Origin of the sequence: Pseudomonas sp. FP215, assembly GCF_030687795.1 — a bacterium.
Taxonomy (GTDB): domain Bacteria; phylum Pseudomonadota; class Gammaproteobacteria; order Pseudomonadales; family Pseudomonadaceae; genus Aquipseudomonas; species Aquipseudomonas salmasensis.
Map to the genome: position 1 here is coordinate 2,883,135 of NZ_CP117447.1, position 14,232 is coordinate 2,897,366.

The following is a 14,232-nucleotide window of genomic DNA, read 5'->3' on the forward strand; positions in this document are numbered from 1 at the left end:
GGCTTACTGTTTGGGCAGTGCTGCTTGCAGGTTGACCTTGCAAGTCTCGCCGCTGCAGGTGAAGGCCAGCAGCGGACGGCCGCCGTAATCATTGACGTAGGCCAAGTGAGGGGTAGGGCCCAGGGCCTTGGCGGTGGGGCCGAGGATCAGCGTGCCTTTGGGCGGCACCATCACCGGCTCGAAACCGGCCACGGTCTTGCCCTCTTTGGTGCTGCGCGCATCCACCAGGGTCACGTAGTAGGGCGTCGGGTTATTCACCCGGTAATGCTCGCCTTGCCGGGTCAGGGTCAGCTTTTCCTGCCAGGGGTTGGACAGGTCTTGCTGGCTGGGCGTAATGGCTTGAGGCCGGTAGAACAGTTTGATCCGGGTCTGCAGCGCGATTTGCAGGGTGTTGGCCTTATCGGTGCGTGGCGGAATTTCCCGCAGGTTGAAGTAGTAGACCGTCTCTCGATCCTGGGGCAACGACTTGGCCGCCGGCAGCGCCTGGACCTTTACCTGGCTCTGCTTGCCCGGTTCCAGGCGCTGCACCGGGGGCAGCACGATCAAGGGTGTGGTGAGTTTCTGGCCCTCTTCATTCTCGATCCAGCCTTGGGCCAGGTACGGCAATTGGGTGTTGTTATTGGTGATGTTCACGCTGGTGGCGTCCTTGCTGCCGTCGAAAATCACGCGGGTACGGTCCAGGCCAATTGCAGCGTGGCTGCTGTGGCTCATGGCGAGCGTCAGCAGGGTGAGGGTCGAGACGGTGAAGCGTTTGTACAGGGTCATGAGGATGTGGTCTCCGTGACGGGGTGCTTGCCGGTCAGTTCTGCCGGCGCGGACAAGGGTTGATCGGTGGCTGCGACTCGGCAGTCCAGTTGCAGGGCGTTGCTCAGGCCGTCAGCGGGCAAGACGTCGGGAAGGGTGAGGGTGCAGCGCTCATTCCCGCCCCAACTGACGACCATCTGTTCACCGGCTTGAATGCCGCTGAGGTAGACATTGCCGCCGTCATTCACGATGCCGGTGTCCTGCTGCTTGGCGTTCTGGACCGTCGCACCGAAGGGCGGCGAGCTGCCATCGGGCAGGCGCAGCACCGCCATGGCTTTTTCACCGGCAATCACGTCCAGGGCGCGATAACCGATGGCGCCTTCGGTGAGGGTCAGTTGGGTGACAGATTGAGTGGCTTCGACATTGCTCGGCAGGCTCTCCAGATCGACGCTGGCTGCCGTACGCTGGTAGCTGCTCAGGTCGGCGATCACCGCTTTACCGAAGGCGTTGCTGCGGGTCGGCGAGCCGTAACCCCGCACCGGCACGTCAGGCACGCCGCTGGTATCCACCATCAAACGGGTGCCGCCCATGCTGTTGGTGCGATGCAGGGCTGCGCCGTGAGACGTGAGCGTGCCACCGCCGCGGGCTGACAGGCTGAGGCTGGTGCGACTGTCTTGTTGCCGGCTGGCGGCAAGTGTCAGGTCCGCTTGATCACCCATGTGGCTCAGATAGCCACTTGCCGAATTATCGCTGGCGGTCAATTGGTAGCTGTTGCGCTCATCGAGGCGGTCGCTGTAACGCGTGGAAAAGCCGTTCTTGCCTGCGGCCCGGCTGGCGTCCAGCGACAGCGTGCCGCTGCGTCCCAATGGCAGGCTGACCGTCAGCGCCATGCCGTTATCCTTGTAGTTGTAATCCAACGTGCGATAAACGTTGAGCGACAAACTCATGTTTTTGACGGTGCCCACATTGAAGTAGCGGGACACCGACAAGTTCCAGCGCTGGGTAGCCGGCCGCGACCAGTAAGTTTGTTTGTTATAACTGGCGTAGACCGTGGCGCCCAAGTCGCGAAATTGTTTGTTAACGGTCGCTGTATACAGCGCTTTGCTGCCACCAATAGGTTTGAATTCACCGGCATATTGACCGAATTCGTCGTATTGCCCGCGGCCCGCCAGTTCCCCGTTCCTGCCGTAATGACGAGCGTCTAAATATTCACTCATGCTCAAGAAGTTCTTATCGGAGAACCGATAACCGGCGAAGGTGATCTGGCTGTCGTATTGTTCAAAGTTCTTCGAATATTGCAGGCGGTAGGATTTACCCGAGAGCGTTTGATTCCACACCTCAGCCCGGGACTGGGTGACATCCAGGGATAACGCGCCCAATGCCAACAGGTCGCGGCCAGCGCCGATAGTGGCGGCCCGGTAGTTGTTGTCGGTGATGGCGCCGCCGAACAACGACCAGCCGTTGCTCACGCCCCAGGAGAACTCCCCCGTGCCAAAAAAGTTGCCGTCAGCGCCATATTGGAGATCCGAAGGCCGCCCGCTCGCCAGCTTGTATCGAACTTGCCCAGGGCGCGTCAGGTAAGGAACGCCTGCGGTGTTGAGCTTGAAGGTCTGTACCGAACCGTCTTGCTCCTCTACCCGCACATCCAGCGTACCGGTGACGGCATCATTGAGGTCCTGGATACGAAAGGGGCCGGCGGCCACCAGGGTTTCATACAGCACGCGCCCTTGCTGGCTGACGACCACCCTGGCGTTGGTCTTGGCCAACCCCACCACTTCAGGTGCGTAACCGCGCAGGTTGGGGGGCAGCTGACTTTCGTCTGACGTCAACGCGGCACCGGTAAAGCGGAAGCTGTCGAACAAGTCCGAATACAGGTAGTTTTCGCCAACCACCAGCCGCGCCCTCAAGGCAGGAATGGCGCGGTAAGCGTAGTAGCGGCTCCACTCCAGCTTCTGTTCCCCGGCGGAACGGTCCCTTGCGCTGTCGACACGGCCCTGCCAGTCGGCCCTCAGGCGCCAGGCCCCGGCATTGGCCCCCAGCGTTCCGTTGCCACTGAGGTGGTTGCGGGTGCGCTCGTTTTTCTGGGCGTTGGACTGCGCCGTCAGGTTGTAGTCGATCAACAGTCCCGGTACGCCTTCATCCCAGCGTGCAGGCGGATCCCAGTTGAGGGCGCTGTACTCAAGGTAGGCGTGGGGCAGGTTGATGCTCAATGTGGAGGTGGCCAGGTCTGCACTGACCTCGGCACCTGGCAAGCCTTGAAGGTCCAGGCACTCGTCGCCTTTCCACCCAGTGAGCCTGGCTGCTTCGATCGCCTTCAGGCCCAGTTGCGCCACGAGCTCTGCGGACAAGCAGGCCTGGCTACCCTTCGGGTCATCATCAGGGGGATAAAAAGCCACCGACTGCTCGGAAAGCGCCTGGCCGTTGATCTGCACAAGCATCGTGTAGGTGCCGGGCAGAATGAAACCGCTGCGCGAAAACCGCGACAAATCGATATTGGTGCGATCATTCAGGTCAAGAACGTCGGTATTGAATTCGATATCCCCGGCACCCAAGGCTGTGCCTGCCAGTGACATCAGCCCGCCAACCAACGTGGGGCGCAGCGTATGTTTGATCTTCGACGCATTCAGCATGAAAGCAACCCATCAATGTTCAAAAGTATTCCAACTTGAACCGCACGGCGACGCGGTGAGCGCCCGGCGCCAAGGGCAACCCGTTGCCCACCAGCCGCAACGTGTAGTGAAGTGTCATGTCGCCTTCGGCTAAGGGATGCGGCGCCATCGGCTCGCCCGGCACGCTCTCCTGGCCGGCCGAATCCCAGATGTGAAAGGCAACACCCTGTGAATCGCCGAAGGCAGCAAAAGAGCGACCGTCGCGGTCGCGCGGGCCGTCGAACGTGACCCGCAAATGCTCCCAGTCAGGTAGCGTTGCACCCGGCCGTAAAGGGTCCGGGCGCGTCAATGAGCAGTTGACCAGGCGCAAATCAAAGGGGTGTGGCTCGCCCAACGCGTTTCGCAACAGCCGCCCAATGGGCTCGGCGGGCATCTCGATGGTTTGATCGGCACTGGTCAGTTCCAACCCGCACGCGGAGTCAACGACCCTGCCACCGAGCGTGATGACCCCTTCACCTTGCGCAGTCTCCTGCGCGAACACCCAAGGGCTGATGACCACCGCCAGTGACGAGCTCATCGCCAGACTTATGAGTTTTTTCACCGTTTTCTCCCACCCGTTCCCCCCGCCACCCTGAAGTGGCGGGGGGGCTACTTACTGATAAGCCAAGGTGAAATTGGTGACCGCGCTGAAGTCACCCGGCACGATGTCGCCGGTCGCCGCGCCTTGAACAAAGGCGCCGAATTCCAGCGTGTTGTCACCGGTGGAAATGGCCTGGGGCGTGGTTGCCACACCCAGTTGGATAGGGCTGCCGCCGTGGGTCATCATGATGCCGACGCGGCCTGCGGTACCGACGGTGCCGATTGCGCCAGGTACGTCAGTTGATGGCGCAGCCGTGAACGTCGTGGTCACGGTGTTATCAGTCAGATTCGTCAGGTCGCAACCTTCCAGTTCAATCAGCACACGGCGAGCTTCGGACTTACCGCCTGCCTGCAATTGATGCTTGGCGATGGCGCCCAGGTGAATGGTCTGATCTACCGATTCAGGCTTGATGGAGCAGGCACCCGAGTGGACCGATCCCAGAAAGGTAACCGTTCCATCTGCCGCCTGAGCGCCGGACATGGAGCCCGCGAACAGGCCGATGGTTAACAGTGCAGTTTTGAACGTAGTTTTCATTTGCAGATGCCCACATAAAAATGTCATGGAAGAGCCCCGCCACCCGTTGGCGTGGGGCTGACGTTTCACCTCAAGAGTGGCCGGCAGCAAACTCGGCTGATCGCCAATCGAGTACCAATCAGAAGTTAAAACTTTCCAATTAGTTGTATTGCCATTTGGGCGCACGGTTGAGGCGGAAGCAATTGTGTGATGGCGGCTTGAAAAAGTAAGTCGTCACATTCGCTTATTGATGTGGGCAGGCAGTATCGCGACTTATAGGAAGAATATGGCACTTTGCCAAAACTTTGATTTTGGCTGTAAGAAATGAACTACACGCTGCTAAATGAGAATAATTTAGTTGGGGTTATAGCTGTAAGAATGGGATGACATACAGCGAAAATCAATAGACATTAATGGCGCGAAACAACTAACCGGGTTACGAGCGCAGAGGCCGTGAGGCTGGCGGGTCAACAGCCACAAAAAAGCCCCGCTTAACGGGGCTTTCGCAGAGCAACGAGGCTTACTTGGTTTTCGGCCGCTTGCTCGATGCATGGCCTGCCTCATCCACAAACACCTCGGCTACGGCAATCGCCATGCTTTCGGTCTCGAATACGCCGGCAACGCTGTCGCCGTGAAAATTGATCAAGTGCCAGCCGTCTGCTCGCTTCGTGATCAGGTAGCCGTTTACACCTTTGGGTTCTGACATCTGTTGGCAATCTCGTGGTCTTGGTTCAAGGCGCTCATGATAACGCCAATTGCCGGGGCAGGGCGCAAGTTGTTGCAGGTCAGTGCCAGGGGGGCAAAAGCGTGCTAAAACCATTGCAGCCCTTTAAACAAGGGGCCAAGTCGGGTTCTGATCGACCGTTGGTGATGCGCTTTGCAGGATCAGCGGAACTTACGCCGACATTTTTTCTCTATGATGACATCGCAACGCCAGCAGGACCCATTGTAAGGTGACTGCGGCCTGATTAGACTGCGCCGAATTCCGTACGCACAGCCCTTTGTAAGGACTCATATGATCAAGAAATGCTTGTTCCCAGCAGCCGGTTACGGCACTCGCTTCTTGCCAGCGACCAAAGCCATGCCCAAAGAAATGCTGCCAGTGGTGAACAAGCCACTGATTCAGTACGGTGTGGAAGAGGCTCTGGATGCCGGTTTGAACGAGATCTCCATCGTCACGGGTCGTGGTAAGCGCGCGCTGGAAGACCACTTCGACATCAGCTATGAGCTGGAAAACCAGATCAAAGGCACTGACAAGGAAAAATACCTGGTCGGTATCCGTAAATTGCTCGACGAGTGCTCGTTCTCCTACACCCGTCAGACTCAAATGAAAGGCCTCGGCCACGCCATCCTTACCGGCCGCCCGCTGATCGGTGACGAACCGTTCGCCGTGGTCCTGGCGGATGACTTGTGCGTCAACCTTGAAGGCGACGGTGTGCTGACCCAGATGGTCAAGCTCTACCAGAAATACCGTTGCACCATCGTTGCGGTGATGGAAGTCAACCCTACCGAAACCAATAAGTACGGTGTTATCGCCGGTGACGATATTGGCGATGGCCTGATCCGTGTACGTGACATGGTCGAGAAGCCAGCACCGGAAGATGCACCGTCGAACCTGGCGATCATCGGTCGTTACATCCTTACCCCGGACATCTTCAAGCTGATCGAAGAGACCGAGCCAGGCAAGGGCGGCGAGATCCAGATCACCGACGCTCTGCTCAAGCAAGCCAAAGACGGTTGCGTGATTGCCTACAAGTTCAAGGGCCAGCGTTTCGACTGCGGCGGTGCTGAGGGCTACATCGAAGCGACCAACTTCTGCTACGAGCATTTCTACAAGACGGGCAAGGCTTACTGATTCACGCTTGCCGGTACGTTTTAAGCGAAAGCCACCTTCGGGTGGCTTTTTCGTTTTTCAGCCCCATGTAAGTCGGTATGCTGGTGTCCTGCCGAGGAGAGTGAAATGGCCTACGATTTTGACCTGTATGTAATTGGCGCCGGTTCCGGCGGTGTTCGCGCGGCGCGCTTTGCCGCTGGCTTTGGCGCCAAGGTGGCTGTGGCGGAGAGCCGCTACCTGGGTGGCACCTGTGTGAACGTCGGCTGTGTGCCAAAGAAGCTGTTGGTGTACGGCGCGCATTTTGCCGAAGATTTTGAACAGGCCAGCGGCTTTGGCTGGTCCCTGGGCGAGGCGAACTTTGATTGGGCGACCTTGATCGCCAACAAGGATCGCGAGATCAACCGCCTCAACGGCATCTATCGCAACCTGTTGGTCAACAGCGGCGTGACATTGCACGAAGGGCACGCACGCCTGGTTGATGCCCATCAGGTGGAGATTAACGGTGAGCGCTTCACTGCCAAGCACATCCTGATCGCCACCGGTGGCTGGCCGCAGATCCCTGAGATTCCAGGGCGCGAGCACGCCATTGGTTCCAATGAGGCATTCTTCCTTAAAGAGCTACCCAAGCGCGTGCTGGTGGTGGGCGGCGGTTATATCGCCGTTGAGTTCGCCGGCATCTTCCACGGCCTGGGTGCACACACTTCCTTGCTGTATCGCGGTGACCTGTTCTTGCGCGGCTTTGATGGTTCGGTGCGCAAACATCTGCAAGAAGAGCTGACCAAGCGCGGCCTGGACTTGCAGTTCAATGCCGACATCGAACGTATCGACAAGCAAGCCGACGGCAGCCTCAAAGCCACCTTGAAGGATGGTCGCGTGCTGGAAGCCGATTGCGTGTTCTACGCCACCGGCCGCCGTCCGATGCTGGATAACCTGGGCCTGGAAAATACCGGGGTCAAACTGGACGAGCGCGGTTTTGTCGCGGTGGATGATCTCTACCAGACCGCCGAGCCGTCGATCCTGGCGATTGGCGATGTGATTGGTCGTGTGCAGCTGACGCCGGTGGCGCTGGCTGAAGGCATGGCCGTGGCGCGGCGGTTGTTCAAGCCCGAGCAATACCGCGCGGTGGATTACGCCAATATCGCGACGGCGGTGTTCAGCCTGCCAAACATTGGCACAGTCGGTCTGACGGAAGAGGATGCACGCAAGAACGGCCACAACGTGCAGGTCTTTGAAAGCCGTTTCCGGCCGATGAAGCTGACCCTCACCGATTGCCAGGAAAAGACCCTGATGAAGCTGGTGGTCGACGCCGACACCGACAAAGTGCTGGGTTGCCACATGGTCGGCCCAGATGCGGGTGAAATCGTGCAAGGGCTGGCGATCGCGCTCAAGGCGGGCGCGACCAAACAGCATTTCGACGAAACCATCGGCGTGCATCCTACGGCGGCGGAAGAATTCGTCACCATGCGCACGCCTGTGGCGAATTGATCAGGTTGGATCTGCTGCCTCTGGCGCCGTTGCAACGACGGCCGCCAGGCGCAGGGCTTCGATGCTTGCCTGGGCCTTGACCAGGTCCAGCTCAAGCGCCTTGTTGTGCTGCTGGTGTTCCAGCAGTGCGGCCTGGCGTGATTGGCTGTCTTGCACGGCCACGCGCAGGCGTTCCTGGAGCAGGGTGCGCTCGCTGTCGATCTGACTCAGCTGCTCCTTGAGTTTCAGCTGTAGCGCCTGGTCCTGGCGAGTTTGCTCCTGCAGCGCATTCAATTCCTTGGCGGTCACTCGCTGCTCACTCAGTAGACGCTCGTTATCGCGATGCAACTGGGTGATTTCATCCTGGCGCACCAGCGCGCTTTGCTGTGCCTGGCGCAATTCGGCCTGAACCTGCTGCAACTGGCCTTCATGGCGACGCTGTTCCTGCTCGCGCTGTTCCTTGATGGCATTGCGGTAATGCTCAAGCGCATCACGGGCGTGCAGGTGTTTTTCTTCCAGTGAGCGAATCTGCTCGTCTTTGTCGTTGAGCCTTAGCTCGTAGTCGCTGCACGCCTGGCTCAGCCCGGCATTACGGGTTTGCTCGGTCTGCAGGCTGGTGCTGGCGGTTTGCAGCGCCGCGCTTTCTTCGGCCAGGGCTGCCGCCTGGATATCAAATTGCTGTTTGAGCTGGGTATGCGCTTCTTCCAGGGTTTCTACCTGGGCGAGCAGGGCGGCTTTGTGTTGCTCGAATTGCGCCAGGGCCAGGTCGATCGGCTCCTGGGCCTTCTCTTTCAGGCGTTGGGCCAGGCGTGCGACCAGTTCGCCCAGCTCATCGTCAATTGGCGCTTGGGTGATGGTCTGGCGCGTCTCGCTTTCGTCCAGCTCTTTCAAGTAGCGATGAATGGTGGTTTTCGAGCCGGTATTGCCCATTTCGATACGCACCGCATCGATGCTTGGGTTTTCGCCACGAGCGAGGATCGCCAGGCGTGCCGTCTGCACTACTGCTTTGTTTATGCCGCCGCGAGCCATGGAGTCTCCGTCGATTTAGTACTGTGGTACATGGTATGTATATACATACTATAACATGGTTAAAAACTCGTTGAAATTCATGATTTAACAGATGGGATATTGGCGTATTATCCCGTGTGACCCCTGTTTTCATCAGCCATTCACCTGTCAGCAGTACGAAAAGACGCCTATGATCGACCTCGACCGATATCTCAACGCCGCCACCCGTGACAACACGCGCCGCAGCTACCGTGCGGCCATCGAGCATTTCGAAGTCAGTTGGGGAGGGTTCCTGCCGGCCACCAGCGACAGCGTGGCGCGTTACTTGGTGGCGCATGCGGGAGTGTTGGCAGTCAATACCTTGAAGCTGCGGCTCTCGGCCTTGGCGCAGTGGCATACCAGCCAAGGGTTTGCCGACCCGACGAAGGCGCCGGTGGTACGCAAGGTGCTCAAGGGCATCCGCGCCGTGCACCCGGTGCGTGAGCGGCAGGCCGAGCCTTTGCAGCTCACGCACTTGGAGCAAGTAATCGCTGCCCTGGACATTGAAGCCAAACAGGCCAGCGAGCATCACGACCAACCGCGCTTGCTACGGGCCAAGCGCGATGCTGCGCTGATTCTGCTGGGCTTCTGGCGCGGGTTTCGCAGTGATGAGCTGTGCCGATTAAGCATTGAGCATGTGCAAGCCGTACCGGGCGCAGGCATCAGCCTGTACTTGCCGCGCAGCAAAAGTGATCGCGACAACCTCGGCAAGACTTACCAGACCCCGGCGTTGCTGCGTCTGTGCCCGGTGCAGGCTTATAGCGAGTGGCTCAGTGCCTCGGCCTTGGTGCGCGGGCCGGTATTTCGCGGCATTGACCGCTGGGGCAACCTGGGCGAGGAGGGCTTGCACCCCAACAGCGTGATCCCGTTATTGCGCCAGGCCCTTGAGCGCGCAGGCATCCCTGCCGAGCAATACACCAGCCACTCCCTGCGTCGGGGCTTCGCCACTTGGGCACATCGCAGCGGTTGGGATTTGAAGTCGCTGATGAGTTACGTCGGCTGGAACGACATGAAATCCGCGATGCGCTATGTTGAAGCGACGCCGTTTCTGGGCATGACCCTGGCAACCCAACCGCTGATTTGAGATTTCTTCTATTAATACCGTCACCTGATAGAGAAAGCCAATCGTCAGCATCAGGTTTGCCAATGAGCCATCGACCGAAAGAGCCGGTAGGATTCATCTCATCAACTTCTTAACCCCTGACGGAGAGTCAACGATGCCTATCATCAACAGCCAAGTAAAACCGTTTAAAGCCACCGCTTTCAAAAACGGCAGCTTCGTCGATGTGACCGACGCTGACCTGAAAGGCAAGTGGTCGGTTGTATTCTTCTACCCAGCCGACTTCACCTTCGTTTGCCCAACCGAACTGGAAGACCTGGCTGACAACTACGCCGAATTCCAGAAGCTGGGCGTCGAAATCTACAGCGTTTCCACCGACACCCACTTTGCCCACGCTGCTTGGCACAACACTTCGCCAGCCATTGGCAAAATCCAGTACACCATGATCGGCGACCCAACCCTGACCATCTCCCGCAACTTCGACGTGCTGATCGAAGAAGCTGGCCTGGCAGACCGCGGCACCTTCGTGATCAACCCAGAAGGTCAGATCAAGATCGTTGAGCTGAACGACGGTGGTGTAGGTCGTGACGCTTCCGAGCTGCTGCGCAAGATCAAGGCCGCTCAATACGTTGCTGCCCACCCAGGTGAAGTCTGCCCAGCCAAGTGGAAAGAAGGCGAGGCCACTCTGGCGCCGTCTCTGGACCTGGTCGGCAAGATCTAAGTCTGTGAACGCGTATCAAGGGCGGGTATCCGCACTTAAGTAAGCTGCATCCGCCCTCAAAACGCCCGGGCGAGATTCGCTCGGGCGTTTTTTTGTCTGCAATAAACCGAATGAACAGGAAATCGCCCGTATGTTGGATGCCAATCTTAAAGCTCAGTTGAAGTCATACCTGGAACGGGTCACCCAGCCGATCGAGATCGTCGCCTCCCTCGACGACGGTGCGAAATCCCAGGAAATGCTTGCTCTTTTGCAGGACGTAACCAGCCTCTCCACGCTGATTACCCTGAACACCGATGGCAATGATGCGCGCAAGCCATCGTTCTCCATCAACCGCCCGGGTGCCGATATCAGCCTGCGTTTCGCCGGCATCCCCATGGGCCATGAATTCACTTCGCTGGTGCTGGCCCTGCTGCAAGTCGGTGGCCACCCGTCGAAAGCCAGTGTCGAGGTGATTGAACAGATCCGCGCCCTCAAAGGCGAGTTCAGCTTCGAGACTTACTTCTCGCTGTCGTGCCAGAACTGCCCGGACGTGGTCCAGGCGCTGAACCTGATGGCGGTGCTGAACCCCAACATCCGCCATGTTGCGATTGATGGTGCACTGTTCCAGGCCGAAGTCGATGAGCGCCAGATCATGGCGGTGCCGAGCGTGTACTTGAACGGGGTCAACTTTGGCCAGGGCCGTATGGGCCTCGAAGAGATCCTCGCCAAGCTCGACACCAGCGGTATCGAGAAAGCCGCGGAGAAAATCAGCGCCAAGGACGCCTTCGACGTCCTGGTAGTTGGCGGTGGCCCCGCAGGGTCTTCGGCTGCCATCTACGCGGCACGTAAAGGTATTCGTACTGGCGTGGCGGCTGAACGCTTTGGTGGCCAGGTGCTGGACACCATGTCCATCGAGAACTTTATCTCGGTACAGGAAACCGAAGGGCCGAAACTGGCCAGCGCACTGGAAGCCCATGTGCGTCAGTACGACGTGGACATCATGAACCTGCAGCGCGCCAGCAGCCTGGTACCGGCAAAAAATGCCGGTGAGCTGCACGAAATTCGCTTCGAAAGCGGTGCCACCCTCAAGTCCAAGACCGTGATCCTGGCCACAGGCGCCCGCTGGAGAGAGATGGGCGTGCCCGGTGAGCAGGAATACAAGGCCAAGGGCGTGTGCTTCTGCCCGCATTGCGATGGCCCGCTGTTCAAGGGCAAGCGTGTGGCGGTGATCGGCGGCGGTAACTCCGGCGTGGAAGCGGCCATTGACCTGGCCGGTATCGTCAGCCATGTCACTTTGCTTGAATTCGACAGCAAGCTGCGCGCCGATGCTGTGTTGCAACGCAAGCTCTACAGCCTGCCGAACGTGGATGTGATCACCAGCGCATTGACCAGTGAAGTCAAAGGCGATGGCCAGAAAGTCACCGGCCTTGCCTACAAGGACCGTGACAGCGGTGAGTTCAAGACCATCGAGCTGGAAGGCATCTTTGTGCAGATTGGCTTGCTGCCCAACACGGATTGGCTCAAAGGCACCGTAGAGCTGTCGCCGCGTGGCGAGATCATTGTCGATGCCCGTGGCGAGACTTCACTGCCTGGCGTGTTCGCCGCCGGTGACGTAACCACCGTGCCGTACAAGCAGATCGTGATTGCAGTAGGCGAGGGCGCCAAGGCTTCGTTGAGCGCGTTCGATCACCTGATCCGTACCTCTGCTCCGGCATAAATGCTGAGCTGAAAATGAAAAACCCCATGAGCGATCATGGGGTTTTTCTCGTTCCCACGCTCCGCGTGGGAATGCATCCGGTGACGCTCCGCGTCACGCAGTGCTTATTACATCGGCGCCGGCTGGATGATCTCGACCCAATAAGCATCCGGGTCCTTGATGAACGCCAGGCTCTTCATGCGGCCATCCGTCAGGCGCTTCTGGAAGTCACAGCCCAAGGCTTCGAAGCGTTCGCACGCCGCGACAATGTCCGGCACCGAGATGCAGATATGGCCAAAGCCACGCGGGTCGGTGTTGCCGTTGTGGTAGGCAAAGTCGGCATCGTTTTCGGTGCCGTGGTTATGGGTCAGTTCGAGGATGCCCGGAATCGACTTCATCCACTGGGTACGCTCGGCGGCGTCGGCCGGGATCTGGGCCTTGTCCACCAGGGCCAGGAAGTACAGGCTGAATTCGGCTTCCGGGAAGTCACGTTTTTCGACCAGGGAGAAACCCAGGATACGCGTGTAGAAGTCCAGCGACTTGGTGATGTCCTTGACCCGCAACATGGTGTGGTTGAACACGAAGTTCGCCGTGGCGTTGTCGGGTTGGGCAGTGACGCCCGGGAAGGTGTTCAATTCGTGCAGGCTCATGGGCCCTCCAGAAAAAATGTGAGATGAGCGGTCCATTGGCTTGCGGCCTGCCTCCATGCAGGCGGGCCATGATACGCAAGGCGCACCGGCTGCGCCAAATGAAAAAGCGCGCTCAACCCTTGCGGTCAGCGCGCGCCGGGCCGCACACTTTGCCGCTGGAACCTTGGGTGTTTTTCGCAATGATCGAGTTTCGTAGGCCGCTGTTGAGTGCTGTGTGCGTGTTGTTGGGCAGCCCGTTTGTGCTGGCCGCCGAACCGGAGGTCCATTGGCCCAGCGGTTGGCAGGTCGAAGAAGTCGTGCCTGACGGCGAGCCCCCTGCCAAACCCCAAGCAGTGTCCCGGCAGCGAGCGATCAAGAATGATGAAAATGGTGCGACGTTGATGGTCATGGAGTTGACCGGAACGCCAATTGAGGCCGGTCATAAAGTTAATCTTGCTGGCGTGTTGCTGGAGATGCGCAAGTCGATCCAGAAAGACTTTGCCCGCGGCGGTTATCAAAGCGTGTGCAGCAAAATGCACTCCACGACATTGAGTCGGCTTGACGCGTTGGAAACTACCTGCGTGATTACCGAGAATGGTCGACACCTGTTGTCGCAAACATTAGTCGGTGCGCTGGATGTCGACAAAGCCTATGTTTTTTCATACGCCGGCCAGGCGCAAGCGTACGAGGCGAGCAAGGAGGAAGTCAGTTTGGTGCGTAACAGTCTGAAACTTTGACGCGCTCAAATTGAGCGAATTTGAACAACATGAACGCTGAGTTAAGTTCGATTCCGAACCGTTAGAGCAAAAAAAGCCCCGCGTAGGCGGGGCTATTTTTTAGTACATGTTTCAGCCGCGAAGCCAGGAGTCTACAGTGGCAGCGCCGTACTCTTCTTTCCAGGCTTTGAGGCCGCGGTGGTTGCCACCTTTGGTCTCGATCAGCTCGCCGGTGTGCGGGTTGTGGTAAACCTTGACCACCCGTGCGCGGCGCTGTTTAGGCGCGGCAGCGGCCGGTGCGCCGCCTTTGCGTGGCGCTGGATCGAGGATAGCGATCACATCACGCAGGCTTTTGTCGTATTTGCCCATCAGCGTCTTGAGCTTTTCTTCGAATTCGATTTCTTTCTTCAGGCCAGCGTCGTTCTTCAAGGATTCCAGCTGTGCAAGCTGCTCTTGAAGGGCTTTTTCTGCTGCGCGAAATTCGGCGAGTCTGGACAAAATCTGTACTCCAATAATGTAGTTGCTGATATCAACTGCAGACAAAGCTATAAGCCAAGAACGTTAAGCCACGTCAACGAAA

Annotated in this window: 14 protein-coding genes; 6 read left to right on the forward strand and 8 right to left on the reverse strand. The window is 58.5% G+C overall.

The window, feature by feature from the left end; translation table 11 throughout:
• Nucleotides 1-3 precede the first annotated feature (3 nt).
• From PSH76_RS13130 to PSH76_RS13150, 5 genes are all read right to left on the reverse strand, one after another.
• Entirely contained in the window at nucleotides 4-765 is a 762-nt protein-coding gene (locus PSH76_RS13130) for a fimbria/pilus periplasmic chaperone (protein ID WP_032897210.1), read from the reverse strand.
• A complete protein-coding gene (locus PSH76_RS13135; RefSeq protein ID WP_278917603.1) occupies nucleotides 762-3,374 on the reverse strand; it encodes an outer membrane usher protein in 2,613 nt (870 codons plus the stop codon). Before PSH76_RS13135 ends, PSH76_RS13130 begins: the two co-directional genes overlap by 4 nt.
• A 19-nt stretch (nucleotides 3,375-3,393) precedes the next feature.
• Nucleotides 3,394-3,954, reverse strand: coding sequence for a fimbrial protein (locus PSH76_RS13140; RefSeq protein ID WP_069557737.1), 561 nt, complete (start codon nucleotides 3,952-3,954; stop codon nucleotides 3,394-3,396).
• Between the two features lie 51 nt (nucleotides 3,955-4,005).
• Nucleotides 4,006-4,527: a fimbrial protein gene (locus PSH76_RS13145; RefSeq protein WP_032897213.1), complete on the reverse strand. Its 522-nt coding sequence runs from the start codon at nucleotides 4,525-4,527 to the stop codon at nucleotides 4,006-4,008.
• A gap of 499 nt (nucleotides 4,528-5,026) precedes the next feature.
• A complete protein-coding gene (locus tag PSH76_RS13150; protein WP_003191311.1) occupies nucleotides 5,027-5,212 on the reverse strand; it encodes a hypothetical protein in 186 nt (61 codons plus the stop codon).
• Nucleotides 5,213-5,521: 309 nt separating this feature from the next.
• Between PSH76_RS13150 and galU the strand changes: the two genes are divergently transcribed.
• Both galU and gorA read left to right on the forward strand, forming a co-directional pair.
• Nucleotides 5,522-6,361 carry a UTP--glucose-1-phosphate uridylyltransferase GalU gene (gene galU / locus PSH76_RS13155; protein WP_003173830.1) on the forward strand — a complete coding sequence of 280 codons (840 nt, stop codon included), beginning with the start codon at nucleotides 5,522-5,524 and terminating at the stop codon, nucleotides 6,359-6,361.
• Between the two features lie 105 nt (nucleotides 6,362-6,466).
• Nucleotides 6,467-7,825: a glutathione-disulfide reductase gene (gorA, locus tag PSH76_RS13160; protein ID WP_305494245.1), complete on the forward strand. Its 1,359-nt coding sequence runs from the start codon at nucleotides 6,467-6,469 to the stop codon at nucleotides 7,823-7,825.
• Here the strand turns inward: gorA and PSH76_RS13165 are convergent, their stop codons facing one another.
• Entirely contained in the window at nucleotides 7,826-8,833 is a 1,008-nt protein-coding gene (locus PSH76_RS13165) for a DNA-binding protein (protein ID WP_305494246.1), read from the reverse strand.
• 169 nt (nucleotides 8,834-9,002) lie between these two features.
• On the opposite strand from PSH76_RS13165, the gene PSH76_RS13170 reads away from it, so the two are divergent.
• From PSH76_RS13170 to ahpF, 3 genes are all read left to right on the forward strand, one after another.
• The gene (locus tag PSH76_RS13170) at nucleotides 9,003-9,935 is read left to right on the forward strand and encodes a site-specific integrase (RefSeq protein ID WP_305494247.1); all 933 of its coding nucleotides are present in this window, start codon (nucleotides 9,003-9,005) and stop codon (nucleotides 9,933-9,935) included.
• 133 nt (nucleotides 9,936-10,068) lie between these two features.
• Nucleotides 10,069-10,632, forward strand: coding sequence for an alkyl hydroperoxide reductase subunit C (gene ahpC, locus PSH76_RS13175; protein ID WP_003191303.1), 564 nt, complete (start codon nucleotides 10,069-10,071; stop codon nucleotides 10,630-10,632).
• 130 nt (nucleotides 10,633-10,762) lie between these two features.
• The gene (gene ahpF, locus PSH76_RS13180; RefSeq protein WP_305494248.1) at nucleotides 10,763-12,328 is read left to right on the forward strand and encodes an alkyl hydroperoxide reductase subunit F; all 1,566 of its coding nucleotides are present in this window, start codon (nucleotides 10,763-10,765) and stop codon (nucleotides 12,326-12,328) included.
• A gap of 107 nt (nucleotides 12,329-12,435) precedes the next feature.
• On the opposite strand, the gene gloA is transcribed toward ahpF, so the two are convergent.
• Nucleotides 12,436-12,957: a lactoylglutathione lyase gene (gene gloA / locus PSH76_RS13185; RefSeq protein ID WP_003191301.1), complete on the reverse strand. Its 522-nt coding sequence runs from the start codon at nucleotides 12,955-12,957 to the stop codon at nucleotides 12,436-12,438.
• Between the two features lie 179 nt (nucleotides 12,958-13,136).
• Between gloA and PSH76_RS13190 the strand changes: the two genes are divergently transcribed.
• Entirely contained in the window at nucleotides 13,137-13,673 is a 537-nt protein-coding gene (locus tag PSH76_RS13190) for a DUF4946 domain-containing protein (protein ID WP_032897918.1), read from the forward strand.
• A gap of 111 nt (nucleotides 13,674-13,784) precedes the next feature.
• Here PSH76_RS13190 and PSH76_RS13195 read toward each other — a convergent pair whose 3' ends face one another.
• On the reverse strand, nucleotides 13,785-14,150 hold the full coding sequence (locus tag PSH76_RS13195) for a histone-like nucleoid-structuring protein, MvaT/MvaU family (protein ID WP_003191298.1): 366 nt from the start codon (nucleotides 14,148-14,150) through the stop codon (nucleotides 13,785-13,787).
• Between the last annotated feature and the right edge of the window lie 82 nt (nucleotides 14,151-14,232).

Coding starts and splice junctions, on each gene's coding strand:
- PSH76_RS13165 (WP_305494246.1), bottom strand. CDS start 8,833: ATGGCTCGCGGCGGCATAAACAAAGCAGTAGTGCAGACGGCACGCCTG.
- PSH76_RS13135 (WP_278917603.1), bottom strand. CDS start 3,374: ATGCTGAATGCGTCGAAGATCAAACATACGCTGCGCCCCACGTTGGTT.
- ahpF (WP_305494248.1), top strand. CDS start 10,763: ATGTTGGATGCCAATCTTAAAGCTCAGTTGAAGTCATACCTGGAACGG.
- PSH76_RS13150 (WP_003191311.1), bottom strand. CDS start 5,212: ATGTCAGAACCCAAAGGTGTAAACGGCTACCTGATCACGAAGCGAGCA.
- galU (WP_003173830.1), top strand. CDS start 5,522: ATGATCAAGAAATGCTTGTTCCCAGCAGCCGGTTACGGCACTCGCTTC.
- PSH76_RS13145 (WP_032897213.1), bottom strand. CDS start 4,527: ATGAAAACTACGTTCAAAACTGCACTGTTAACCATCGGCCTGTTCGCG.
- PSH76_RS13170 (WP_305494247.1), top strand. CDS start 9,003: ATGATCGACCTCGACCGATATCTCAACGCCGCCACCCGTGACAACACG.
- PSH76_RS13130 (WP_032897210.1), bottom strand. CDS start 765: ATGACCCTGTACAAACGCTTCACCGTCTCGACCCTCACCCTGCTGACG.
- PSH76_RS13190 (WP_032897918.1), top strand. CDS start 13,137: ATGATCGAGTTTCGTAGGCCGCTGTTGAGTGCTGTGTGCGTGTTGTTG.
- gloA (WP_003191301.1), bottom strand. CDS start 12,957: ATGAGCCTGCACGAATTGAACACCTTCCCGGGCGTCACTGCCCAACCC.
- gorA (WP_305494245.1), top strand. CDS start 6,467: ATGGCCTACGATTTTGACCTGTATGTAATTGGCGCCGGTTCCGGCGGT.
- ahpC (WP_003191303.1), top strand. CDS start 10,069: ATGCCTATCATCAACAGCCAAGTAAAACCGTTTAAAGCCACCGCTTTC.